We start from the raw sequence: 23818 nt of genomic DNA, 5'->3' as shown, positions 1-23818 counted from the left end.
TTTACTAGTTGACTTGAAATATAGTATTTGTAGAATAAGGAGGCAATGTATATGACCTGGTTAAAAGAAATACTTGGAACAGAAAAAGCTATTATTGCTATGTGTCACTTGTTACCGTTGCCCGGAGATCCATATTTTAATAATGAAAAAGGCATGGACTATGTGGTAGAAATGGCAAGAAAGGATTTGCATGCTCTTCAAGAAGGCGGAGTGGATGCCATTATGTTTTCAAATGAGTTTAGCATGCCATATTTAACGGATGTTAAAACGGAAACTGTAGCTGCGATGGCCCGAATTATAGGTGAATTGATGTCGGAAATTAAAGTGCCTTTTGGGGTAAATGTATTGTGGGATGCTAAGAAATCTTTGGATTTAGCGGCTGCTACAGGGGCTAATTTTGTTAGAGAAATTTTTACAGGCGTATATGCAAGTGATTTTGGTACTTGGAATACCAACGTTGGAGAAACAATTAGACATCAGCATCGAATTGGGGCACAAAACGTTAAATTATTATATAATGTTGTCCCTGAATCTGCTGCGTATTTGGCTGAGCGGGAAATTGAAAGTATTGTTGCATCTACGGTATTTAATAATAGACCAGATGCACTATGTGTATCTGGATTAACAGCAGGGGCCAAGACGGACGTGCAGTTATTAATACGCGTAAAGGAGGCTGTTCCCAATACAATTCTACTTGTTAATACAGGAGTTAATTTCACTAATTTCAAAGAACAGTTATCCATTGCTGATGGGGCAGTTGTAGGTACAACATTTAAATACGACGGCAAATTTGAAAACCATGTGGATGTTGATCGTGTAAAAAAATTCATGGACAAAGTAAAAGTTTTTCGTGACAATCTTTAAACGAAAGAAGGGGTAAAGATGAATCAATTAGCTTTTATTTTTGATATGGATGGCGTAATTGTCGACAGTGAACCTGTATACCGCATCCGTAATAAAGATATCTTTAAAAAGCTAGGAATAGAAGTAGATGAGGATACACAGCTCAATTTCATTGGAGGAACAGCTAAAAGAAAATGGACAATATTAAAAGAGCAATTTTCACTGTCCTCACCCAATTTGGAGAATACAAACTATCTGGTCAATTAACTTTTATTGTAGCAACGATTTAATAAAAAACGAGCCTTTTCATATTAATTAGAATCTTAACTATACAAATTAAACGTAAAAACAGCTCTGTAATCGGAGCTGTTTTTTGTTGCCTGAAAAGCTGTTTGTTAGAGATTTAAATAAAAAAAAGAATGTTGGATAGCATAATGATAAGTAAACGTACAATGAGTATGTTCTCTTTTGAACAATAAAAGCACTCAATAAAGCTGAAGAAGCGGAGGGAAGTAACAGTGCCTGACAAACCTAGTATTACCTCAAGTGAAATTGGAACGCTGTGGATGACATATCAGCAGAAAACGTTAATTATTTGCTTGTTAGATTATATGATTGAACATGCGGATGATGAAGATGCTAAAACAATTATGACGGACTTGCGTGAGCAGCTTATTATATACATACGAAAAATAAAAACAATATTTGAAAAAGAAGGAGCCGTAGTGCCAACCGGGCTTTCATCTCAAGACGTAAACGTACAGGCTCCAAAACTATTTACTAATGGATTTGATATTATGTTTCTTCGTGTCATCAAAGAAATTAGTATGGGGATGTATACATTAAGTTTAGGCAAGGCCTACAGAGAAGATGTGGTGAAATTTTATCAGGATTTAACAAAAATTACGCAAGAGTGCTACGATTCCTGTACGCAGTACTTATTGAGAAAAGGAATTTTATCACGCCCACCCTATATTCCAATGCCAACTACCGTTGAGTTTGTTTCAGATAGAAAATATCTGAGCGGCTTAAATGTATTTGCGGACAAAAGAGTACTAAATACGATGGAGCTAGCGCAGATTTATCATGGAGTCGAAACAAACATTGTCGGGATGAAGTTAATGAAGGCTTTTTCTCAAACGGCTAAGGATACCGAAGTGAAAAAGCATTTTTTGAAAGGAAAAGAGGTCAGTAAAAAAATTATTACGCGACTTGAAGAAATAATTATACAAGACGATATTTCACCTTCTGTTGCCTCAACAGGAAGCATAACCACTTCTGAAACGCCTGCTTTTTCGGATCGTTTGATGCTGACATGCGATATTTTACTAAGTAACTTCAGTATCGGAAGTCAGGCGTTTGGAGCAGCATTTAGTTTTCGAAGAGATATTGTGGCTAAAATGATGCTGATAGGAGAAGATGCGTTTCAATATGCAAGCGAAGCAACAGAAATTATGATTAAAAAAGGCTGGCTTGAAGTTCCGCCAAGTATGGATTAGCTAAAATGAAAGCCTCTTTCATGCATTGTAAATGGAAGTTTATATATCTTTACACACCTTTAACCTTTTATTCAAGTTGATTTAACAGACTGCGTGTACAGTTAAGTTATGTCAATAATAAACAGTAAAGGGTGTAAACAATGAAAAAACGTGCAATTGGAGCGGCAGTATTATCAGCGGTAACTGTAGCAGCGCTGGCATTTGGAACAAATTCACCAACAGATGCTAAAGCAGCTAAAGGCGTAAATAACCAAAAAGCTAAAAATGTTATTCTTTTTGTTGGAGACGGTATGGGTACCGACCATCGTGATGCAATCCGACTGGCCGCCGTAGGAGCAAATGGAAAGTTAGCAATGGATGATATGCCGGCAGTAGGGAGAGTCCATACATCTTCAGGAAATTCATTTGTTACGGATTCTGCAGCAGCTGCTACAGCCATGGCTTCAGGAGTTAAAAGTTATAATGGCGCTATTGGCGTAAATATGAAAGGAAAGCCTGTTCAAACAGTTTTAGAAAAAGCAAAATTAGCTGGGAAAACGACGGGGCTTGTGACAACAAGTCAAGTAACAGACGCAACTCCAGCTGCTTTTGGCGCACATGTTAAAGATCGAAGTGCTCAAAGTGACATCGCGAAGCAGTATCTTGAAAACAGTAAGATAGATGTGATTCTAGGTGGCGGAGAAGATTATTGGTACACAAAAGGAAATGAAGGTGCACACTCAGATGCCCCGCCAGAAGATAAAACTGAAGGAAGCAAAGGAACGCACGGAAACTTAGTAAACAAAGCACAAAAACTTGGGTATACGTACGTTAATAACAAAAATGAATTAAAATATGCTAAGGGAACAAAATTGCTTGGTCTGTTTGCTAATGAAGAAATGTTTCAACAAGCTCCTGAAGGCCAAGGTGATGTGTACAACCCTCAAGTATCTCTAAAAGACATGACAAAAAAAGCAATCAATACGCTATCACAAAATAAAAAAGGGTTCTTTCTTGTAGTAGAAGAGGAGGCCATTGATGAAATGGCTCATAATAATAATGCTGAACTCATGATTAAAGCAGGTAAGCAGCTTGATGATACGGTGAAGATGGCTAAAGCTTATGCTAAAACACACCCAGACACTCTCGTATTAGTAACAGCTGACCATGCAACCGGAGGTTTAGCAATTGAAAAAGTAGACAATAAAGATAACGGTGGAGATGAAGTATCAAAAGAAGATGGGCCATTTGCAATCGCTCATTCAAAAGAGCAGTTCGTTGCGGATTGGACAACTGAAGAGCATACGTCATCAGACGTTCCTTTAAATGCAATGGGTGCCGGCTCAGAAAGATTTACCGGAGTATATGAAAATACGTATTTACATGATGCTCTTCTAAAAGCAATGAATTTAAAATAGGTGAGATAAAAGCACCGTGTTGATTGAATACACTTAGTATGTAAATCAACACGGTGTTTTTGCTTTGTTTGAGCAAGTTATGATGGAGTTTCTTCAAAGGTATGCTACGATAAGAATTATCTTGAATTGAAGAGGTGTCACAATGAAAATAGAAGTTTGGTCAGATTTTGTCTGTCCTTTTTGTTATATTGGAAAGCGCCGATTAGAACAAGCGCTTCAGCAATTTGCACACAAAGATGATGTGCAGGTTGAATTTAAAAGCTTCGAGCTAGATCCAAATGCCCCAGTTAATACTGGCAAAACGATTAATGAAGCTCTTGCTGCTAAATATGGAATGACCATTGAACAAGCAAAACAAGCAAATGAAGGTATCGGGCAGCAGGCAGCTAGTGTGGGCTTATCCTTTAATTTTGACGATATGAAGCCAACTAATACATTTGATGCTCACCGCTTAGCTAAATTTGCAAAAGCTCAAGGAAAAGAAGCAGCCATTACAGAAAAACTCTTATATGCATACTTTACTGAATCAAAACATCTAGGTGAAGAAGAGACGCTGGTTGCTGTTGCAGAAGATGCAGGTCTTGACCGAGAAGAAGCACGTCAAATTCTCGCGGATAAAAACGCATACGCAAATGAAGTGCGCAGTGATGAAGCAACGGCTCAGCAATATGGCATTAGCGGTGTTCCATATTTTGTTGTTAATCAAAAATATGCGATTTCAGGTGCACAGCCAGTCGAAACATTTGTAGGAGCTCTCCAACAAGTATGGGAAGAAGAAAATCCGACTCCCGCTTTGAAGAGCCTTTCTCCAGAAGGCGCAGATGATGCCTTTTGTGCAGATGGTCAATGTGCCGTTCCTGATTCCTCTAAAAACCAACAATAAATAAAAAGCAGAAGCGGAAATTTCGCTTCTGCTTTTTATTTATTTGCAAAAAAATTCACAAAAATACAAACACACGTTCTGTTTTTGTGTTATAATAAGTTTAGAAGCAACAAACCTCGATGAGTAAGCTCCAAAAATAAGCGATTAAAAGTGATCCCACCATGAACTAGCTTCCATTTAATCCTGCAGGGGGAATCTGAATGAAAAGCAAAGTGCGCATTATCCCATTTCAAGTAGTTGAACAATTGAATCAATTTAATGAAGTCCCAGAAGGAGTCGCTCTAATTGGAGCAGAGCAAGTATGGAAGCAAACAAAGGGACGGGGAATAACCATAGCGGTTTTGGATACCGGCTGTGATGTTACACATCCAGATTTGCAGGAGCGAATTATTGGAGGAAAAAACTTTACACAAGATGATCAGCAAAATCCAGATATTTTTCAAGATTATAATGGTCACGGCACTCACGTAGCAGGCACAATTGCAGCAGCGCATAATGGAACGGGTGTTGTAGGAGTGGCTCCTGAAGTGGGCTTACTTATCCTAAAAGTACTTGATGGAAATGGTTCAGGTCAATACGAGTGGATTATTCAAGGTATTAACTACGCCATCGAGCAAAAAGTAGATATCATTTCGATGTCGCTTGGAGGTCCGTCGGATGTGCCTGAGCTGCATGAAGCGATTCAAGATGCTGTTGATCAGAATATTTTAGTTGTCTGCGCAGCGGGAAATGAAGGAGATGGAGAAGGCTCCACAGATGAGTTTGCGTACCCTGGCTCATATAATGAAGTGATTACCGTAGGAGCTGTTGATTTAGAGAAACGATCTTCGGTATTTTCCAACTCAAACAACGAAGTAGATGTAGTAGCTCCGGGAGAGAAGATCGTATCAACTTACTTGAATGGAAAGTATGCCGCACTGAGCGGAACCTCTATGGCAACACCTCACGTAGCAGGGGCCTTAGGATTGATAAAAGTTCTTTCAAATGAAATGTTTGGAAGAGAACTTACAGAACCAGAGCTTTATGCACAGTTAATCAGAAGAACCCTTCCATTAAATGAATCACCAAGAGAAGTAGGAAACGGATTTGTGCACTTGACCGTTGTTGAAAAGCTGTTGCGTGAAATTCAAAGTCAAATGACTTCAGAGGTGATCAGATGACAAGCAGTTTAGATATGTTAATGATGGAAAAGCAGCAGGCAAAAGCTCTTTATCACGAATACGTAAACAATCGAAGTTATTATGATGAAAAGACGGATGAAGAAAATAAAAATCTTTATTATCAAGATACGCTCTTTGAAAGAGAAGCCATGCAAACTTTGTTAACGGAAACGCATCAGCATTTGCTAAGTTATTCGCCGCATAAATATGTATATCCATGGGTGGATCTACAGGAGAATGGGGAGCTGAAAAGTCTATACTCAGGGAAAGGGATGGATCCGTTAGAAACTATACAGCAAGATATTGATCAACTTCAATCGTTTAGTAACTCCTCTCTTTCAAGCAATGACATACTGCTAAACTGTGAGCACGTTGTCCCGCAATCTTGGTTTGGAAAACACGAGCCTATGAGAGGTGACCTGCATCATTTATTTGCGTGTGAACCTTCTTGCAACAGCCGAAGAGGTAATTCTTCTTATATTGACTTCGCGGATTATACGCCGGAAGTAAAGCAATCAGATGTGAAAGAAGGATGTGGCAAAGCAGAAAAAGGTAAGTTTGAACCTGAATATGGAAAAGGAATTGTGGCTCGATCAACTCTTTATTTTTTAATTCGCTATCATAATAAAATTGACTCTTCGCGAGTAGATCTTCCTCTTTTACTAAAATGGCATGAAGAATTTACTGTTTCACTTTATGAAAAACATCGCAATGTAGCAATCTTTGAGTTGCAAGGCAACCGAAATCCTTTTATCGATTTTCCTGACAAAGCAGGTGCGTTAATGAGTTCTGCTTTCTAAAATAGCGAAGAGCTCCGCTTCAATTCGAAGCGGAGCTCTTTTGGATAATCTAATACGAAAATCCATATTTATCACTTAAAAGGGCATCCATTTTATTTAATAAGCGAAAATATTCTTCTTGTTCTTCTACACTTAGAGCTGCTAGCATATCTTTTAAAAATCCATTTCGCTTCTCTGTAATCATTGAAACAAGTTTCTTTGATTCATCGGTCAATGAAACCCACACGACTCTCCGGTCTTTTTCGTCTCGCACGCGCTGAATGAGAGATTCTTCTTCCAATTGATTTAATAAGCTAGTTGTAGCGCCCGAGGTTAAGTGAAGTTTATTTGAAATATCTGCTACCATATACTTTGTGCCGCTGGCAATGTAGTTTAAGATATAAAATTTAGTGGGTGTTAAGTGATAAGGCTGTGTTTTTAATGTTTCTTCGACTAAATGTCGCATATATTGAAAAAAAGATGTGTTAATTTGATAAAGGTGTTCAATTTTTGAATCTAAATTGTTATCCATGCTAGCTTCCATCTCCTTGTACACTACGGACGTATATAAACTAACTCTAAAATAAAATGAAACAATTGTAAAGGATGGCAATGATTATCTTTAACCACCATTATTATTTTTAAATTAATACCTTTACGAAAAAATATCTTTATGATAAAGTTATTTAGGTGGTTAACCAAATGGATGATTGTAAAGAAACATATCTCATAATAGATGGAGATAATATCTTTATGAAAAAGCTATATAAAAAAGTAATTTTATTAGTGAAGTATTAAGGAGGAGTAATGAATGTCTAGAAGTCGCTTAATGGTAACAAATTTTATTGGAATCATCGTTATTTTAGCTTTATTAATTGGAGGAGGATATTATTACGTTCAAAAATCCAACTATATTACAACGGATAACGCTAAAGTATCTGGAGATGTATACAATGTAGTGGCACCTGCAGCAGGTAAAGTAGCAAGCTGGACAGTAGAAGAAGGAAATGATGTATCAAAAGATGCTGAAATTGCTAAGATTCAAGCTGAAAAAGGCTCTGTAGCTGCTACAGTACCAGCAGATGGAAAAATTATTCAAACAAACGTAAAAGAAAATCAAATGGTTCAAGCTGGACAGCAAATTGCAACCGAAGTAGATATGAAAGACCTATTTATCGTAGCAAATATTAAAGAAGATCAGCTTAAGGATATTAAAGAAGGCGACGATGTAGATGTAACGGTAGACGGAGACAGCAGTGCAAAAATCGACGGCAAAGTCGAAGAAATTGGATATGCAACCAATTCACTTTCATCTTTAACATCGAACTCAAGCTCAGATGGAAACTACACAAAAGTATCTCAAACGGTTCCTGTAAAAATTTCTATTTCTAATTATTCAGAGCATGTACTGCCAGGTATGAACGCCGAAGTAAAAATTTCGAAAGACTAATTCTTACTACAACAGTTCAAGAAGGGAGGAAATATGATGACAGCCAGTATAGAAAACACAAGTGATGGATCCATCAAAAAGCATATTCCGCTATTGATTGTTTTAATGCTTGGTTTGTTTCTTGCGATATTAAACCAAACGTTACTGAACGTAGCCATCCCGCATTTGATTACTGAGTTTGGCGTAACGGCAAATACAGCTCAGTGGTTGTTAACTGGATATATGCTTGTGAACGGGGCATTAATTCCGCTTTCAGCTTTTTTAATTGAACGATTTGGTGTGCGTCGCTTGTTCTTATTTGCAATGTTTTGTTTTACAGTAGGATCATTGATTTGCGGAATTGCACCTACGTTTTCGATTATGCTTACCGGCCGTTTAATTCAAGCTATTGGCGGAGGTGTCTTATCGCCTCTTGTTATGACCATTATTGTGTTTATTTTCCCTCCTCACATGCGAGGAAAAGGGATGGGGATTTTTGGTTTAGCCATGATGTTCGCACCGGCTATTGGACCAACGTTATCGGGATGGGTTATTCAAAACTATGATTGGCACATCCTTTTTAACGGCATGGTGCCATTAGGTGCCATTGTATTAATTATTGCTTTCTTTCAATTAAAAGACATTCAGCCTCCAAAGGATGTAAAAGTTCACATGCCTTCTGTTGTGACATCACTTGCAGGTATGGGATTATTGCTTTACGGATTTAGTGAAGCTGGAAATGACGGCTGGACGGATTCAGTTGTTCTTTCTACAATCATTGGCGGGGCAGTTCTTTTAATTATATTTGTTCTTCAACAAATTAAATCTGAAAAGCCGCTATTGGATATGCGCGTGTTTAAATATAATATTTTTTCACTATCAAATATTATTAGTATTGCGATTACAATCAGTATGTACGCAGGTATGTTCTTGCTTCCAATTTACTTGCAAAATATCCGCGGATATTCTGCTTTTGATTCAGGGCTGCTGCTGCTTCCTGGCGCACTTGTTATGCTGGTTATGTCGCCGATTTCAGGTACATTGTTTGATAAAGTTGGACCTCGTCCGCTAGCAATCGTTGGTATGCTCATTACATCTATTTCAACGTTTGAATTTACGAAGCTGACGATGGATACACCGTTTACTCATATTTTAGCGATTTATATTATCCGCTCGTTCGGTATGTCACTCTTAATGATGCCGATTATGACAGCCGGTTTGAATCAGCTTCCGCAGCGACTAAGCAGTCACGGAACATCAATGTCTAATACGCTTCGTCAAGTAAGTGGTTCAATTGGTATTAGTTTAATGACGACCATTTTTACGAATCGTACAACGTATCATGTAAATGAAATCAGCAGTTCCATGAATACGTCTGATCCATTCTTTATGAACAGCTTTCATTTATTTGTACAAAAGGTAGCTGCTACTTTGCATTTATCACAAGATGCGGCTCAGCAGCAAGCGCTGACGATTTTATCTGGAAAAATGACGCAGCAAGGTACGATCCAAGGTATTAACGATGCCTTTTACTGGGCAACAGCAATTTCTGTTATCGGTTTAATTCTAAGTTTCTTCCTTCGTGACGTACGTAAAGATAAAGTAGTCCAAGAAAAGAAATCAGAAGCTCAAGAGGAAGATATTCGTATGCTTCCAGCTCCTAAAAGTATAAATTCATAAGGTGCTATAGAATCAAAAGTTCCTCATAAAAATGTTGGAGAGAAAGGGGTGGTGAGGTGGATGGATCCATTGATATTTGGTGAAGAAATTCAAAGAATTTCAATATCTTTAAACAAAAAAGTAATGACAAATGTAAAAAGCCTTTTACATCATTACGGAATTACCCCTTTTCAATATCATATTTTACTGATTGTTGAACGTGCACGTACAATGCCTGTCACCAAAGTGGCAGACGAGATAAAGGCGAGCCCAAGTGTTATTACAGCATCGATTACACGTTTGTATGAATTGAATCTTGTGGAGCGCTACCATTCAAAAAGAGATCGGCGTAAAGTTATGGTCGAGCTTACAAACAAAGGGAAACAAGTGATTCAAGCTGCTGAAAAAGACATGCAGCAAGGGGTTGAAAAACTGTTTGCTTGCTATAAAGAAGAAGAACAGCAGCAATTTCTCACGCTCTGTCGACAGCTAGATGAACATGTGACTTGAACTTGAGTAGAAAAAAGTATATTGAGTTAAGCGGAGTGAGTGTAAATGAATAAAGAAATGGTAAAAAACATTCGGAAAAACTACAATATGAATCAGCGAAACTTTGCTCAAGCAGTGAACTGCAGCTTTTCTTTAATTGCACTGGTTGAAGTGGGGAAGCGAAGAGTAACAAAAAACTTGGAAGACAAAATTAAGCAAGCATTTCAATTGAACGATGATGATTTAAAAACACTGCAAGGTTAATACAAAAAGTAGGTGTGAAACGAGCGCACCTACTTTTTTTCGTCTTGTTTTTTTGTAAGCGGATCTACCGTATGTTTGTAATCATAAGCTTTCGAAGTAGTAACTATGCATAGCAGTAAAATAACAAATACAATGATAATAGAGAGTGTAATAATGATGATCATATAAAACGTCCTTTCTTTTTCTTATTACGTATGCTTTCGGTCTTATTGGTAAAATTCCTTCTTTCTCCACATAGTGCAGAAACGACAAACGCATACTAGTAACAGTCTAGAATAAAGGAGTGTTTATAATGAATGAAAAAGAGTTGAAAAAACAATTAAAAAAGGTAGCGGATTATCCTGCATCTAAAGCAGATGGAGTAGACGAAGAGTTTTCTCGTGAATTAGCAGACCAAGACGATTTAGAAGCTCAGGCTAGAGCGAACGCTGCAGATGAGAGACAAAAAAAGCAAAAATAAAGCTGAGATAAAAGTATTTTAGCCCAAGTGAAAAACGAACCACTAATTGAAATGTTTGATTAGTGGTTCGTTATTTCTCAGCCTCGTTTATTATCTTTTCAAAAGCAAATAAATAAAGTAAGGAGCACCGATTACGGCAGCAATAATTCCTGCTGGTAGACCGTTAGGATCGGCAATGTTATGTCCTATTGTATCTGCAATCAGCAAAAGCCAGCCGCCAAGTAAAATAGCAACGGGAATAAAAAGCTGGTTTCTCGGTCCGACTAAGCCTTTGGCAATATGAGGAGCAAGAAGCCCAATAAAGGCAACCCCGCCTGTAACTGAAACTGCGGCTGCCGCTAATGCAACCGCTGCTAAAAGCAATGTTACACGTTCTTTCTCTATAGCGATGCCGACTCCAATAGCTGCAGCTTCATTTAAGTTAAAAATATTTAATGAATTTGCTTTGTACAATATAAAAGGAATCAAGACAAGAAGCCAAGGCAGAAGTGCCCATATAAAAGGCCAGTCTGTCCCCCAAATGTTTCCTGCAATCCATTTAGCAATAAAATCAACTTTAGCATGATCAGCTGATGACATAATCACCACCATCATTCCAGAAAGAGCCATCGAAAAACCTACGCCTGTTAAAATAAACTTTATAGGCTGCAGCCCTTGGCTTTTACTATATGCACAAAGGTAGATAAGGCCAGCTGTAAACAAGGCGCCGACAAACCCTACTAACGGAAGAGCATACACGAAAGAGCCAGCTTCAATTGGAAAAAATAAAAAGAATACGGCAATTGCGACGCCTGCTCCCGAATTAATTCCTATAATTCCAGGTTCCGCTAAATCATTGCGCGTAACACCTTGTAAGATAGCGCCTGATAAAGCTAGAGCCATTCCTGCTAAAAGAGTAATGATAATTCGCGGAAGTCGAATTGAAAAAAGAACAAACTCATCCGCAAAATTCCCTTTGCCAAAAAGAGTAGGAAACACTTTATTATAAGGAAGGGAGGCATCACCAAGCCCCACTCCTATCACAATCGTTCCAAGAATCAAAACAGTGAGCAGCATCATAATTATTCGTTGTTTTCTAATAAGGGCTGGGTGGATCATGAGAATGCTTTTCCTCCTTTACGAACAATGATTAAAAAGAAAGGTAAACCAATCATGGATACAACTGCTGCTATTGGTGTTTCATAAGGCGCACTTACGGTTCGGCCCAACGTATCAGCGAGCAGCATAAACGCTGCGCCAGTGATAGCCGACATAGGGATAATATAACGATAGCCGGTTCCTACAATTCCTCGTACAATATGAGGAATCATCAAGCCGATAAACACCATGTTTCCGACTAGCGCAACAGAAGCACCTGCAAGAAGAATCATGACAACAAATAAAATGGTTTTGACCTTTGTTGTTTGCTGACCTAACCCCACAGCAACTTCTTCATTTAAACTTAAAATAGTAAGCTGCCGAGAAAGCAAAAGGGCAATGAATATACCTCCGACAATAAAGGGAACAATGATTTGAAGCTGTTCCCAAGAAGTGCCTACCATTCCGCCAGCAGTCCACATCGATACATCTTTTGAAATTTTAAAATAAATACCGACGCCTTCTCCAATCGCATAAAGAAACGCTGAAACGGCAGCCCCGGCTAGTACAATTCGAAGCGGAGAAAAACCGCCTCTTTTTATAGCGGCAATTCCAAACACCAAAATTGCGCCAACCGCAGCTCCAATAAAGCAAGCAATCGTAATACCTAAATAATTTACAGAAGGGATAAAGGCAATGGTTACAGCTAAAGCTGCATTTGCGCCAGAAGTTAAGCCTAAAAGTCCTGGATCTGCAAGAGGATTTTTTGTCATACCTTGCATAATTGCCCCTGATACTGATAAAGCAGCGCCAACAAAAGCAGCGGCGATTTCACGAGGTAGGCGAATATCTCGGATGATCGAAATCTGTTCGTTTACACTGCTTGATGAAAGTGCTAGCCACACATCTTTTATCGATATGTCAGCAGCACCAAAAACCATGGAAAGACCAAACATTACGATGAATACGAGCAGCATACCTATTAATTTATATAAGAAAGGAATGAACTGTTGATTGTCTATTTTCATAAAACACCCATCTTTTCATATAAGAATAAATTTAGTAAAACAAAGTAAGAGGAATTCTAAAAAGAATTCCTCTTGAATAAATTACTTGCCAAGAAATTTTTGAGTAAAGAAATCTAGTTGATAATCTAATGTGATTGGATCATTAAAATAAAATTCTTTTGCATTTGCTTCAAATACGTGATTATTCTTTACAGCAGGAATATTTTTGTACGTATCTGTTTTCTCAAATGATGTATCTCCATCTTGGTTTTTGCTGAAGATTAAATAATCTCCGGCATATTCAGGAAGAACTTCTGGCGAAATCGCATAGTATCCATCTTTCAAAGCCATTTTCTTTACTTTCTCTGGCATTTTTAATTTCATTTCTTGATAAAGAATTTCCGTTCCGCGTCCCCAGTTATCGCCAAACACATACAACTGCTTGTCAAAGTTCTCAATAACTGAAACCGTGGTATCTTCGCCAATTTTAGCTTTGATGTCAGAACCAGCTTTTGCCGTACGCTTTTTAAAATCGTTTACCCATGACTGTGCTTCTTTTTCTTTATTTAATAGTTTTCCGATTTCTACATGCTGAGTAAGGTAATCTACTTTATCGTATGTATACGTAACGGTAGGAGCAATTTTTTTCAATTTATCAACGTTTTTTGTAGTAGATAAGCCAATAATTAGGTCGGGCTTTAATTTAATGATCTTTTCTAAATTTTCATCTGATACTTCTTCAACGCTTTTTAATTTCTTTTCAAAGCGGGGATTCATTTTAGACCACGAATCAACTCCGACAATATTGACACCTAACGACATGACGTTACCTGCGTAAGAGCCTAACACTACGACACGTTTCGGGTTAGCCGGAACTTTTACAGGACCGTCTTCAGATTGATATGTGATTGTCTTGGATCCGCTGTTTCCTTTATTAGAATCGTTTTTGCTTTCAGTTGAACCGCTGCTGCAGGCACTAATAAGTAGTACGAATATGAGCATGAATGGAAGCAGTAATTTTTTCATTTAGTTATCTCCTCTTAATAAGTTATACGTGATGCACATTGGTTTATTGGTTCTCGGGTCTCGTCCAATTTCAGCGTCGATATGAAACACTTTTTTTAGAACGTCATGCGTAATGACTTCGTCACACGTTCCGGCTTTAACAATTTCTCCATCTTTTAAAGCGATAATATAATCTGCAAAACGAGCGGCTTGATTTAAATCGTGAAGCACCATTACGACGGTACGTTCTTGCTCTTTGTTTAGCTTTTGAAGCAGCTCAAGCACTTCTAACTGATGAGCCATATCCAAGTAGGTAGTCGGCTCATCGAGGAATATAATATCTGTTTCTTGAGCTAAAGCCATTGCAATCCACACTCGCTGACGTTGACCGCCTGAAAGAGAGTCAACGAGACGAAACTTGTAGTCTTTTATGCCGGTGACTTCAAGCGCCCAGTCAATCGTTTGATAGTCTTCTTTTGATAGACGTCCAAAACCTTTTTGATAGGGAAAGCGCCCATAAGACACGAGCTCGCCAACAGTCAACCCACTGGCACTTTCCGGCGTTTGAGGGAGAATGGCCATTTTTTTAGCGAGTGATTTTGTATGTTCTTTTGAAATGTTTTCCCCATCTAAAATAACGGAACCAGATTGATGAGAAATAATGCGGGTAATGGCTTTTAAAAGCGTTGATTTGCCGCATCCGTTGGAACCAATAATCGTTGTAATCTTTTTGTCTGGAATGTTAACGCTTAAATTCTTTACTATTAGACGTTCACCATAACTAATATGTAATTTCTCTGTATATAGGCGAACCATATCTGAACCTCCGTTTATATTTAATACAACAAATATATGATAATGATTATCAATATCGTTTTCTTTACATACTATAATTCGAACGTTTTCGTATGTCAATAGTTATTTTTATTGTCAAAACGGTGAAGAAGATGTATATTTAAATGAGAATGATAATCAATAACGGTTGATTATAAGGAGTGAACGTGCATGACACACCATGAACTTTTTGATGTGACAATTATCGGCGGGGGACCGGCTGGCCTTTACTCGGCCTTTTACAGTGGACTAAGAGAAATGAAAACAAAGCTGATTGAATATCAGCCAAAGCTAGGCGGGAAGCTTCACGTTTATCCTGAAAAAATGATTTGGGATGTGGGCGGACAAACTCCTGTGGCTGGTGCAAAGCTTATTGAACAGCTTGTTGAACAAGGGCTGACGTTTGATCCAACTGTTGTTTTAAATGAGAAGATTGAATCGATTTCTCGCTTAGAAGATGGTATTTTCCGGCTGATGAGTTCTTCAGGTGAATATCATTACTCTAAAACCATTATCCTTGCTGTCGGAGGAGGTATTTTAAACCCGCAAAAGCTCAAAATTGAAGGGGCAGAACGATTTGAAATATCAAACTTAAACTATACGGTTAAATCTTTGCAGCATTTTAAAAATAAAACGGTGATTGTTTCCGGAGGAGGAAATTCAGCCATTGATTGGGCAAATGAGCTAGAGTCCGTTGCTAAAAAAGTATATATTACGTACCGAAACAGTGAACTAAACGGTCATGAAGCACAAGTGAGACAATTAATAAACAGTTCAGCTCGGTGTCTGCTTAACACATCTATTACAAAATTAGTGGCTGATGCGACGCATGAATTTATTGAAAAAGTTGAGCTGACTAATTATCAAACCGGTGAAATTTCTTATTTACCAATTGACGAAGTCATTATTAATCACGGTTATGAAAGAGATACAGAGCTGTTAAAAAACAGTGAATTACATATTAAAACCATTGATGACTGCTATGTTGCAGGTAACGCAGCAAGCGAAACGTCGGTAGAAGGCGTGTATGCAGCGGGAGACATTCTCATGCACGAAGGAAAAGTCCATTTGATTACAGGTGCTTTTCAAGACGCTGCTAATGCCGTAAACAAAGCAAAAAAATTCGTTCAGCCCTCTGCTGCTAAGGGGGCTATGGTTTCTTCTCATAATGAAGTATTCAAAAAACGTAATTCAGCACTAATTAAACAAATGATGAAGTAAAGCGAGGTGCAGGGTGCATGTCGCTTCTTTCTCTACGGTGGAATTATCGACATGGAGAGGCAGGGAACGAAAAAAGAAAAGAGAAATATAATAAAAGAAAACGCTTACACTTTTTTAAAAAAATGACATAGTGCTTGTGTGCATAAGGGGGAAGCCGTATGAAGGAAAAAGAGAAATATCAGTTTGAAACAAAAGCCATTCACGCAGGGTATGAATCAAAACATCATTTTGATAGCTTAGCTCCGCCTATCTATCAAACGTCTACATTTACATTTTCATCTATAGAACAAGGTGCAAACCGGTTTAGCGGAGCAGAAGGTGGTTATGTATATTCCCGGTTATCGAATCCAACGGTCACCATTTTAGAAGAGCGTATGGCACAGCTTGAAGAAGGAGAAGCCGCTTTGGCATTTGGATCGGGAATGGCTGCAGTATCGGCTGTATTGATTGGACTTACAAAAGCAGGCGATCATATTTTATGTTCTAAAGGAGTGTATGGATGCACATTTGGTCTCTTAGAAATGCTTGAGGAAAAATATCAAATCCATCATTCTTTCTCCAACTTGGAAACTGAGGAAGAAATTCTTGCTGCTATCAGAAAAGATACAGCATGTATTTATATTGAAACACCGATTAACCCGACTATGACTTTAGTAGATTTAGAGTTAGTTGCTTCTATCGCCAAACAAAAAGGAATTCCTGTGGTAGTAGACAATACCTTTTCAACTCCTTATTTGCAACAGCCGCTGAAGCTTGGGTGCGACTTAGTCATTCATAGCGCAACAAAATTTATTGGTGGACACGGAGATGTTGTAGCAGGAATTGTAGTAGGGAACGAAGAGGTTATTTCCGTACTGCGCAAAACGACGCAAAAAGATATCGGAGGCATTCTTTCACCGTTTGATGCTTGGCTGTTACTCCGAGGCTTAAAAACGCTGGCCGTTCGAATGGATCGTCACTGTGAAAATGCTGAACATATCGCAAAACAATTAAGTCTCCACCCCAAGGTGAAAGCCGTTTATTATCCAGGTGATAAAAAAAGCACTGCTTATTCTCTCATGCAAAAGCAAATGAAAAAAGGAGGGGGGCTTCTCTCCTTTGAAGTGAAAGGAGGTTATGAAGAAACCGTAAAAGTGGTTAATCAGCTTAAGCTCATTTCCATTGCGGTGAGTCTTGGAGATGCTGAAACACTTATTCAGCATCCTGCCTCGATGACGCATGCAGTTGTGCCGGAAGAAGCTCGGAAAGAAATGGGAATTTCAAACGAACTCCTTCGCTTATCAGTTGGACTGGAAGCATGGGAAGATATTATGAGAGATTTACAGCAGGCATTAGATAGTATATAACAAACGTTCAAACAACGCTTGAAGTATCTTAAGGATATTTCAAGCGTTGTTTTTTGACTATCAACCGCATGTAATTACTCATACCTCCTTTTTTACGAGTGGAAACTTTACCTGCATCCCTAGACAAATGTCCTAGACATAAGAGGTGCTTTTAACTAGACTAAAGGTTATCTGTGAAAATACAATATTTAGGTAAGGAAGGTGTTCTGCTATTATGCTTCATAACCCAACTGGAAAAAAACGTCTAGGATTGGCGTTTCTCCTCAGCACGCTTGCGATATTAGGTCCGCTTAATATCGATATGTATTTGCCAAGTTTCCCTGCTATTGCTGATCATTTAGATGCGCGAGCTTCACTTGTTCAGCTTAGTTTAACATCGTGTTTACTAGGCCTTGCCATTGGTCAAATCGTGATCGGTCCAATCAGTGATGCGAAGGGAAGAAAACGACCTTTACTCATCTCCATCTCTTTATTTATGATATCGTCCTTGCTCTGTGCTTTGGCTCCTACTATTACGGCTTTAGTCATCGCACGCTTTTTACAAGGGTTTACGGCTTCGGCAGGAGTTGTTCTTTCTCGAGCCATTGTCAGAGACGTTTTTAGTGGAAGAGAGCTTACGAAGTTTTTTGCTCTGTTAATGGTTATTAATGCCTTTGCGCCAATGATAGCACCAATGGCTGGAGGTGCTATTTTACTTCTTCCTTTTGCAAGCTGGCATACTATTTTCTTGTTTTTAAGTTTAATAGGTCTTTTAATTGTTTTAACAATCTCAATGCGTTTAAAAGAAACTTTGCCAATTGAAAATAGAACGCCAAGCTCAATTGGTCATTCCGTTCGCACGATGGGCAGTTTATTACAAGACCGTTCTTTTATTGGGTATGCCTTAATTGTCGGACTGGTCCACGGAGGAAGCTTTGCTTATGTATCAGGCACTCCATTTGTCTATCAAGGGATCTACCATGTTTCTCCGCAAATTTTCAGCATTTTGTTTGGGATTAACGGCTTGGCCATTGTGACTGGAAGCTTTATTATAGGGCGCTTTAGCGGCATTCTTCATGAAAGAAGCCTGCTTCGCATTGCCGTGATTACGGCTGTAAGTGCTACTAGCGTACTTCTTATCATGACCATGCTTAAAGGGCCGCTAGCTACGATTGTTATTCCCATTTTTATTTACATGATCTCTATAGGAATGACGATCACAGGCTCGGTGACATTGGCAATGAAAAATCAAGGACATAGAGCAGGAAGTGCGAGTGCTGTTTTAGGCATGCTTCCACTAACTTTAGGATCAATTGTTTCTCCTTTAGTGGGTATTAACGAAACCACAGCGATTCCGATGGCTGCTATTTTATTTAGTACGGCGCTTTTAGGTTTTGTAGCTTTCTTTACGTTAACTAAAAACAAGAAAGAAACAGAAAAGTGCGAAGTTAATGAGTTTAAAACGGAGGTTTCTCCGTAATCACTTTTTTGATTGTTTGAAAGCATCACTCCTTTGTGAAAATGAGTGGTGCAAATTTATTCAAGTATTGGATAATATATGCTAACCTTAGGGCATGATCGAAAGGAGTGGATAATAATGAGTAAAGTAATTCCTGAAATAACCCTTAATGACGGGGTAACCTTGCCTGCTATAGGTTTTGGTACATATAAGCTTAACGGAAATGAAGGAGTCAACGCTATAACGAGTGCGATTGATGTAGGGTATCGTCTAATTGATACGGCTTATAATTACGAAAATGAAGGCACCGTGGGCCAAGCTCTTCGAAGAACACCGGTTTCTAGACAAGAACTATTCGTTACATCTAAACTCCCAGGGCGCTACCATATGTATGATAAAGCAATTCCTACTATCCAAGAATCTTTATATCGCGCGAATTTAGACTATTACGATTTGTATCTTATTCATTGGCCTAATCCTAAACAAGATCATTATGTAGAAGCTTGGCAAGCATTGATTGATGCGAAGCGCTGGGGCTTAATTCGTTCAATTGGTGTTTGTAATTTTCTTCCCGAGCATGTTGAGCGCTTGGAAAAAGAGACCGGCATTTTACCAAGTATCAATCAAATAGAACTGCATCCTTTTTTTAATCAACATCAATATCGAAATTGGTATCAGGAGAAAAACATTCAAATTGAATCTTGGAGTCCGCTAGGGCGAGCAAGTGCTGTTTTAGAAAATGAAACAATTAAACAAATTGCCGACCGTCATAATAAAACAGTTTCACAAGTAATTTTGCGATGGCATTATCAGCTAGGGGCGATTTCAATTCCAAAATCGTCATCTCGCAAGCGGCAGCTTGAAAACATATCCATTTTTTCATTTTCTTTAGATGAAACTGAGATGAATATGATTTCAGAATTAAATCGCGAGGATGGAAGACTTAATAATCAAGACCCCTCTGCTTATGAAGAATTTTAATTATAAAGCCTCACTTACTTTTTAAGTGAGGCTTTTCTTCTATTATGATTTTTAGTTATTTAAGCTTGAAAATAGTCCGTTTAGTTCTAACGATTGTAGAAGAAAATGTGTTAAAATATTCCGAAAAAAGGAGTGGTGAACCATGGGAAAAGTAGTAAAAGCGATTCAAGACGAATATCCGGATGATTTTGCATGGTGTTACGGATGCGGCCGATTAAATCAGGAAGGCTATCATTTTCGGACAGGATGGTTAGGAGAAAAAACCATTACCCTTTATACACCTAAGCCTAAACATACAGCTATACCAGGATTTGTTTATGGAGGACTTCTTGCATCACTGATTGATTGCCATGGAACAGGCTCTGCTTCTCTTGCTCTATACCGTAAAAATGGCTACGAAATAGGAGATTCAGCAGAGCCGCCGCGATTTGTTACCGGTTCTCTCCACGTGGATTTTAAAAAACCAACGCCGCAGGGTGAAGTACTAAAAGCAATAGGAACGGTTGAAGAAATTCACCCGAAGAAATGGAGAGTTAAAACAGAAGTATACGCGAGTGACATCATTGTTGCGACCGGAGAAGTTGTAGCAGTTGTTATGCCAAGTACGTTTAAACGAAAAGAAGACTAAAAAATGCAAAACAGTTACATAAAAAGGGAGGAAAAGGTATGGGTAAATGTAATTTAGACCACTCGGTAGAAGATGTACAGCAGAAGTTTAACTCGCAGTCACAATGGCTGCCAGAAGATATTCGCTCGTTATTTCATGAGTTTCTCGTACGAAATCCTTCGCAAACAACATTAAACGAGATGTTTCATTTGCTGAAGAAATACGATTTGGTTGATGAACAAGAAAGAAAAGAGCGAGATCGAAAAATCAAATGGCTGATATTAAATAAAGAAAATACGAACAACTAGAAGCAACTACATGCAGTAAACCTACGTTTACGACCACAATGAAAAAGTCCGAACGAGTTGGATTCTCCATCAAGAATCTCGCTTCATCGTTCGGATCTTTCTTCAAATAAAATGCTTTTACCCCAGCCTCTTTTTAACGAGATTAAAAGTAATCACCACCACTTAAACCCGTCGTCTTCTAACAAATGATTTGAAGCAGCTGGTCCCATCGTACCCGCAGGATAAAAATGAAGAGGAAAGCGTTCATCATTAAAAACTTCTAAAATAGGTTGCACCCATTTCCAAGATAATTCAACTTCTTCCCAATGAGCAAAAAATGTGGAGTCTCCCTGTAAAGCATCAACTAACAGCAGTTCATAAGCTTCGGGTACTTCTCTTTGATTTGTTGAGAAGTTGATAAAAATAGGTTCGATTTTATTGTCATTCAAAGGGTTTTTGCTGTTTAATTGCAGTGATATACCTTCATTTGGGCTGATTTCGACAACCAAAAGGTTGGGAATAACTTCTTCGTCTGTATAAACATCCTTTAAAGGATGTTTAAATTCAATGACGATACGCGTGCATTTTTTACTCATTCTTTTTCCTGTGCGAAGATAGAAAGGTACTCCTTTCCAAAGCTCATGATCAATCCATACCCGCACTGCTATAAATGTATCATTAACGGAAGCAGCATTGATGCCGGGCTCATCTTTATATCCTATAACGGAACGATTTTGGATTTTCCCCGCTTCGTATTGACCTCTTATGACGTTCGAATGGATAAACTCTTTTTGTAGAGGGCGAAGGCTTTTCATAATTTTTATCTTTTGTTGGCGAGTCTTTGCGATGTTAAGTGTCTTTGGCAGCTGCATGGCAGTCATCATAAGCATTTGAAGCATATGGTTTTGGAACATATCCCTAATTGCACCGGACTGATCATAGTAAGGCGCTCTTTCTTCTACACCAACTGTTTCACTAGCTGTAATTTGGACATTTGCAACGTAGTGATGATTCCATAGTGCTTGTAAAATAGGGTTTGCAGATGCTAAAGCCTCCAAATTTTGGATCATTGGTTTACCCAGATAGTGGTCGATACGATAAATCTCTTCTTCATTGAACGTTTCAGTAAGCTTTTGATTTAACACTTGAGCAGATTGTAAATCGTGTCCGAAAGGCTTTTCGATAATAAGACGTTTCCAGCCTTTTGTAGATCCCAATCCGCCGCTATTTATATTTGAAGCAATAACGTCTACAAATTCAGGAGCCACTGATAAATAGAAAAGACGATTTTCAGGAATATTTAATTCTGCTTCGCCTTCTTGAATAGCATGCAGCAACTGGTCATATCCATCACTATTGGTAACATCCATTTTATGATAGCGAACTGTCTTAAGAAATTCTTTTATCTTGGATTCACCTTGTCTAAAGCGCCTTGAAAAAGTCTTTACTGATTCTTCTACATATATTTGAAAGGCATCATCAGACCAGTTGCTTCTATCTGTACCAACAATAGAAAAGGAAGAAGGAAGCTTTTTATCTAAAAATAAATTATATAACGCAGGAAAAATTTTTCTTTTAGCTAAATCTCCTGTTGCTCCAAATAAGATAAAGGTCATGGAATCCACTTCTAACGCTTGTGGTGAATGAGACTTGAGACAATTATCACGTGAACGAGCTACACTGCCCAATTGATCTCCTCCTTTATTTTAACGGTCTATTGCAGTGAATATAGTCTTTTACCACCTTTACAGATTACAGTATAGCAGGTACAATTTTCCTTTATAAGTAGACACTTTATTTTCATATAGTGTCTAAAACTATACTATTACGCATAAAAAGGGAGGAAAAAGGATTGAGCAGACTTTTTAGCAAAACGTTTAACTGTGAAAAGGAATTAACGTTAACGATTATTGGAGGCAAGTGGAAAATGCTGATTATGTGGCACCTAGGAAAAGAAGGGACGAAACGATTTGGGGAGTTAAAGTCCATGATGCCGGGAATTACTCAGCGAATGTTAGTAAGTCAGCTGCGAGAATTGGAAGAAGATCAAATCGTTCACCGAAAAGTCTATCCGGTTGTCCCTCCAAAAGTTGAATATTCCTTGACTGAACACGGGAGAAGCTTGATGCCCATCCTTGAGAGCATGGATGAGTGGGGAAAAAATTATATGGAAACCGTTATAGAGCCTGAAATGAATAATTCCAGCCATATGGGTTAAAATCTTTTGGTGAGAAGGATAAAACCACTCTTATTATTCAGAATTTTCTAAAATAAATACAAATGATATGCTGCATTGAAGCGTCCATAGTATATTTTTAGTGACTATATGTTTTAAAAGTGCCTACTTTTTTTTTGAAAGTAACGGTTTTACAATGAATTCATGCTAGACAACCCCATTTAATGAAGGAGTGAAGTAAGTATGGAACTTCAATTAGCATTGGATCTTGTAAATATTTCAGAGGCAAAAGAAGTAGTGCAGGAGGTTCAAGAGTATATCGATATTGTAGAAATTGGAACTCCAGTTGTAATTAACGAAGGGCTAAAAGCAGTCAAAGAAATCAAGGAAGCCTTTCCGTCTTTAAAGGTATTAGCTGATTTAAAAATTATGGATGCAGGTGCTTACGAAGTAATGAAAGCTTCTGAAGCGGGTGCTAGTATTATTACGATTCTTGGCGCTACTGATGATTCGACTATAAAAGGCGCTGTAGAAGAGGCCAAAAAACAAGGAACACAAATTCTTGTTGATATGATTAATGTAAAAAACCTTGAGCAACGTGCAAAAGAAGTCGATGCGCTCGGTGTTGACTATATTTGTGTACACACAGGGTATGATCTTCAAGCTGAAGGAGAAACCCCGTTCGAGCAGCTTCAAACGATTAAACGAGTTGTAAAACATGCAAAAACAGCGGTGGCAGGAGGTATTAAACTGAATACACTTCCTGAAGTCGTGCAATCACAGCCGGATCTTGTGATTGTAGGCGGGGGGATTACAAGTGAAAAAGACAAAAGAAACGTTGCAGAAGAAATGAAAAAAGTAGTCAAACAAGCAACTTTGGTCTAAAAATAAGCAAAAGTATTTAAGCCTTCAAAATTAATTAATCGGTAAATGGTTTAAAAAGAAGATAGCTAAGTTATTTTAGCTATCTTCTTTCC

27 protein-coding genes are annotated in these 23818 nt (G+C 38.2%); 20 read left to right on the top strand and 7 right to left on the bottom strand.

The window, feature by feature from the left end:
- The first annotated feature begins 51 nt into the window (after positions 1–51).
- From POF52_RS07490 to POF52_RS07460, 7 genes are all read left to right on the top strand, one after another.
- Positions 52–864 carry a BtpA/SgcQ family protein gene (locus POF52_RS07490; RefSeq protein WP_271991515.1) on the top strand — a complete coding sequence of 271 codons (813 nt, stop codon included), beginning with the start codon at positions 52–54 and terminating at the stop codon, positions 862–864.
- A gap of 18 nt (positions 865–882) precedes the next feature.
- A complete protein-coding gene (locus POF52_RS07485) occupies positions 883–1110 on the top strand; it encodes an HAD family phosphatase (protein WP_016763541.1) in 228 nt (75 codons plus the stop codon).
- 251 nt (positions 1111–1361) lie between these two features.
- Positions 1362–2342, top strand: a complete 981-nt coding sequence (locus POF52_RS07480; protein WP_013082423.1) for a DUF3231 family protein — start codon at positions 1362–1364, stop codon at positions 2340–2342.
- A gap of 140 nt (positions 2343–2482) precedes the next feature.
- Positions 2483–3739, top strand: a complete 1257-nt coding sequence (locus POF52_RS07475) for an alkaline phosphatase (RefSeq protein WP_271991510.1) — start codon at positions 2483–2485, stop codon at positions 3737–3739.
- Between the two features lie 142 nt (positions 3740–3881).
- The gene (locus POF52_RS07470) at positions 3882–4622 is read left to right on the top strand and encodes a DsbA family oxidoreductase (RefSeq protein WP_034653288.1); all 741 of its coding nucleotides are present in this window, start codon (positions 3882–3884) and stop codon (positions 4620–4622) included.
- Between the two features lie 200 nt (positions 4623–4822).
- Positions 4823–5782, top strand: coding sequence for a S8 family peptidase (locus POF52_RS07465; RefSeq protein WP_047930890.1), 960 nt, complete (start codon positions 4823–4825; stop codon positions 5780–5782).
- Positions 5779–6582, top strand: a complete 804-nt coding sequence (locus tag POF52_RS07460) for an endonuclease I family protein (RefSeq protein ID WP_271991503.1) — start codon at positions 5779–5781, stop codon at positions 6580–6582. Before POF52_RS07465 ends, POF52_RS07460 begins: the two co-directional genes overlap by 4 nt.
- 49 nt (positions 6583–6631) lie before the next feature.
- Here POF52_RS07460 and POF52_RS07455 read toward each other — a convergent pair whose 3' ends face one another.
- Entirely contained in the window at positions 6632–7093 is a 462-nt protein-coding gene (locus POF52_RS07455; protein ID WP_016763546.1) for a MarR family winged helix-turn-helix transcriptional regulator, read from the bottom strand.
- A 279-nt stretch (positions 7094–7372) separates the two neighbouring features.
- Between POF52_RS07455 and POF52_RS07450 the strand changes: the two genes are divergently transcribed.
- The 4 genes from POF52_RS07450 to POF52_RS07435 are packed head-to-tail and all read left to right on the top strand — an operon-like array spanning position 7373 to position 10402.
- On the top strand, positions 7373–8011 hold the full coding sequence (locus POF52_RS07450; RefSeq protein ID WP_013056227.1) for an HlyD family efflux transporter periplasmic adaptor subunit: 639 nt from the start codon (positions 7373–7375) through the stop codon (positions 8009–8011).
- A gap of 33 nt (positions 8012–8044) precedes the next feature.
- Positions 8045–9670 (top strand): DHA2 family efflux MFS transporter permease subunit, encoded by a 1626-nt coding sequence (locus POF52_RS07445; protein ID WP_271991495.1) that lies wholly within the window; start codon positions 8045–8047, stop codon positions 9668–9670.
- Positions 9671–9730: 60 nt separating this feature from the next.
- On the top strand, positions 9731–10159 hold the full coding sequence (locus POF52_RS07440) for a MarR family winged helix-turn-helix transcriptional regulator (RefSeq protein ID WP_034653280.1): 429 nt from the start codon (positions 9731–9733) through the stop codon (positions 10157–10159).
- Positions 10160–10204: 45 nt separating this feature from the next.
- Complete coding sequence (locus POF52_RS07435) at positions 10205–10402, top strand: helix-turn-helix domain-containing protein (protein WP_016763549.1); 198 nt, start codon at positions 10205–10207, stop codon at positions 10400–10402.
- Between the two features lie 29 nt (positions 10403–10431).
- Here the strand turns inward: POF52_RS07435 and ytzI are convergent, their stop codons facing one another.
- On the bottom strand, positions 10432–10566 hold the full coding sequence (ytzI, locus tag POF52_RS07430) for a YtzI protein (protein ID WP_016763550.1): 135 nt from the start codon (positions 10564–10566) through the stop codon (positions 10432–10434).
- A gap of 128 nt (positions 10567–10694) precedes the next feature.
- Here ytzI and POF52_RS07425 point away from each other — a divergent pair, with 128 nt between their 5' ends.
- Positions 10695–10862 carry a YfhD family protein gene (locus POF52_RS07425; protein WP_013082434.1) on the top strand — a complete coding sequence of 56 codons (168 nt, stop codon included), beginning with the start codon at positions 10695–10697 and terminating at the stop codon, positions 10860–10862.
- A 90-nt stretch (positions 10863–10952) separates the two neighbouring features.
- Here POF52_RS07425 and POF52_RS07420 read toward each other — a convergent pair whose 3' ends face one another.
- The 4 genes from POF52_RS07420 to POF52_RS07405 form a co-directional block, all read right to left on the bottom strand.
- A complete protein-coding gene (locus POF52_RS07420; protein ID WP_271991485.1) occupies positions 10953–11960 on the bottom strand; it encodes a FecCD family ABC transporter permease in 1008 nt (335 codons plus the stop codon).
- Positions 11957–12967, bottom strand: a complete 1011-nt coding sequence (locus POF52_RS07415) for a FecCD family ABC transporter permease (RefSeq protein WP_271991482.1) — start codon at positions 12965–12967, stop codon at positions 11957–11959. Before POF52_RS07415 ends, POF52_RS07420 begins: the two co-directional genes overlap by 4 nt.
- A gap of 81 nt (positions 12968–13048) precedes the next feature.
- The gene (locus POF52_RS07410; protein WP_271991479.1) at positions 13049–13972 is read right to left on the bottom strand and encodes an iron-hydroxamate ABC transporter substrate-binding protein; all 924 of its coding nucleotides are present in this window, start codon (positions 13970–13972) and stop codon (positions 13049–13051) included.
- Entirely contained in the window at positions 13973–14767 is a 795-nt protein-coding gene (locus POF52_RS07405) for an ABC transporter ATP-binding protein (RefSeq protein WP_271991476.1), read from the bottom strand. It abuts the gene before it with no gap.
- Positions 14768–14956: 189 nt separating this feature from the next.
- Here POF52_RS07405 and POF52_RS07400 point away from each other — a divergent pair, with 189 nt between their 5' ends.
- The 6 genes from POF52_RS07400 (at position 14957) to POF52_RS07375 (ending at position 20686) form a co-directional block, all read left to right on the top strand.
- On the top strand, positions 14957–16006 hold the full coding sequence (locus POF52_RS07400; protein WP_271991473.1) for an NAD(P)/FAD-dependent oxidoreductase: 1050 nt from the start codon (positions 14957–14959) through the stop codon (positions 16004–16006).
- Positions 16007–16164: 158 nt separating this feature from the next.
- Entirely contained in the window at positions 16165–17352 is a 1188-nt protein-coding gene (gene megL / locus POF52_RS07395) for a methionine gamma-lyase (RefSeq protein ID WP_271991470.1), read from the top strand.
- Between the two features lie 214 nt (positions 17353–17566).
- Positions 17567–18811 (top strand): Bcr/CflA family efflux MFS transporter, encoded by a 1245-nt coding sequence (locus tag POF52_RS07390; protein ID WP_016763558.1) that lies wholly within the window; start codon positions 17567–17569, stop codon positions 18809–18811.
- A gap of 117 nt (positions 18812–18928) precedes the next feature.
- Positions 18929–19771, top strand: coding sequence for an aldo/keto reductase (locus POF52_RS07385; RefSeq protein WP_016763559.1), 843 nt, complete (start codon positions 18929–18931; stop codon positions 19769–19771).
- A gap of 142 nt (positions 19772–19913) precedes the next feature.
- Positions 19914–20399, top strand: a complete 486-nt coding sequence (locus tag POF52_RS07380; RefSeq protein ID WP_271991466.1) for a PaaI family thioesterase — start codon at positions 19914–19916, stop codon at positions 20397–20399.
- Between the two features lie 38 nt (positions 20400–20437).
- Positions 20438–20686, top strand: a complete 249-nt coding sequence (locus tag POF52_RS07375; protein WP_013082444.1) for a hypothetical protein — start codon at positions 20438–20440, stop codon at positions 20684–20686.
- 152 nt (positions 20687–20838) lie between these two features.
- On the opposite strand, the gene zwf is transcribed toward POF52_RS07375, so the two are convergent.
- Positions 20839–22353, bottom strand: a complete 1515-nt coding sequence (gene zwf / locus POF52_RS07370; protein ID WP_081363837.1) for a glucose-6-phosphate dehydrogenase — start codon at positions 22351–22353, stop codon at positions 20839–20841.
- A gap of 164 nt (positions 22354–22517) precedes the next feature.
- Between zwf and POF52_RS07365 the strand changes: the two genes are divergently transcribed.
- Together POF52_RS07365 and hxlA are read left to right on the top strand one after the other, a co-directional pair.
- Positions 22518–22883, top strand: a complete 366-nt coding sequence (locus tag POF52_RS07365) for a winged helix-turn-helix transcriptional regulator (protein WP_013056244.1) — start codon at positions 22518–22520, stop codon at positions 22881–22883.
- Between the two features lie 201 nt (positions 22884–23084).
- Positions 23085–23726 carry a 3-hexulose-6-phosphate synthase gene (hxlA, locus tag POF52_RS07360; RefSeq protein ID WP_034653267.1) on the top strand — a complete coding sequence of 214 codons (642 nt, stop codon included), beginning with the start codon at positions 23085–23087 and terminating at the stop codon, positions 23724–23726.
- Positions 23727–23818: the final 92 nt, after the last annotated feature.

It is taken from the genome of Priestia sp. AB (genome assembly GCF_028369225.1).
Classification (GTDB): domain Bacteria; phylum Bacillota; class Bacilli; order Bacillales; family Bacillaceae_H; genus Priestia; species Priestia megaterium.
This window is presented reverse-complemented; position numbering and strand designations above follow the sequence as displayed.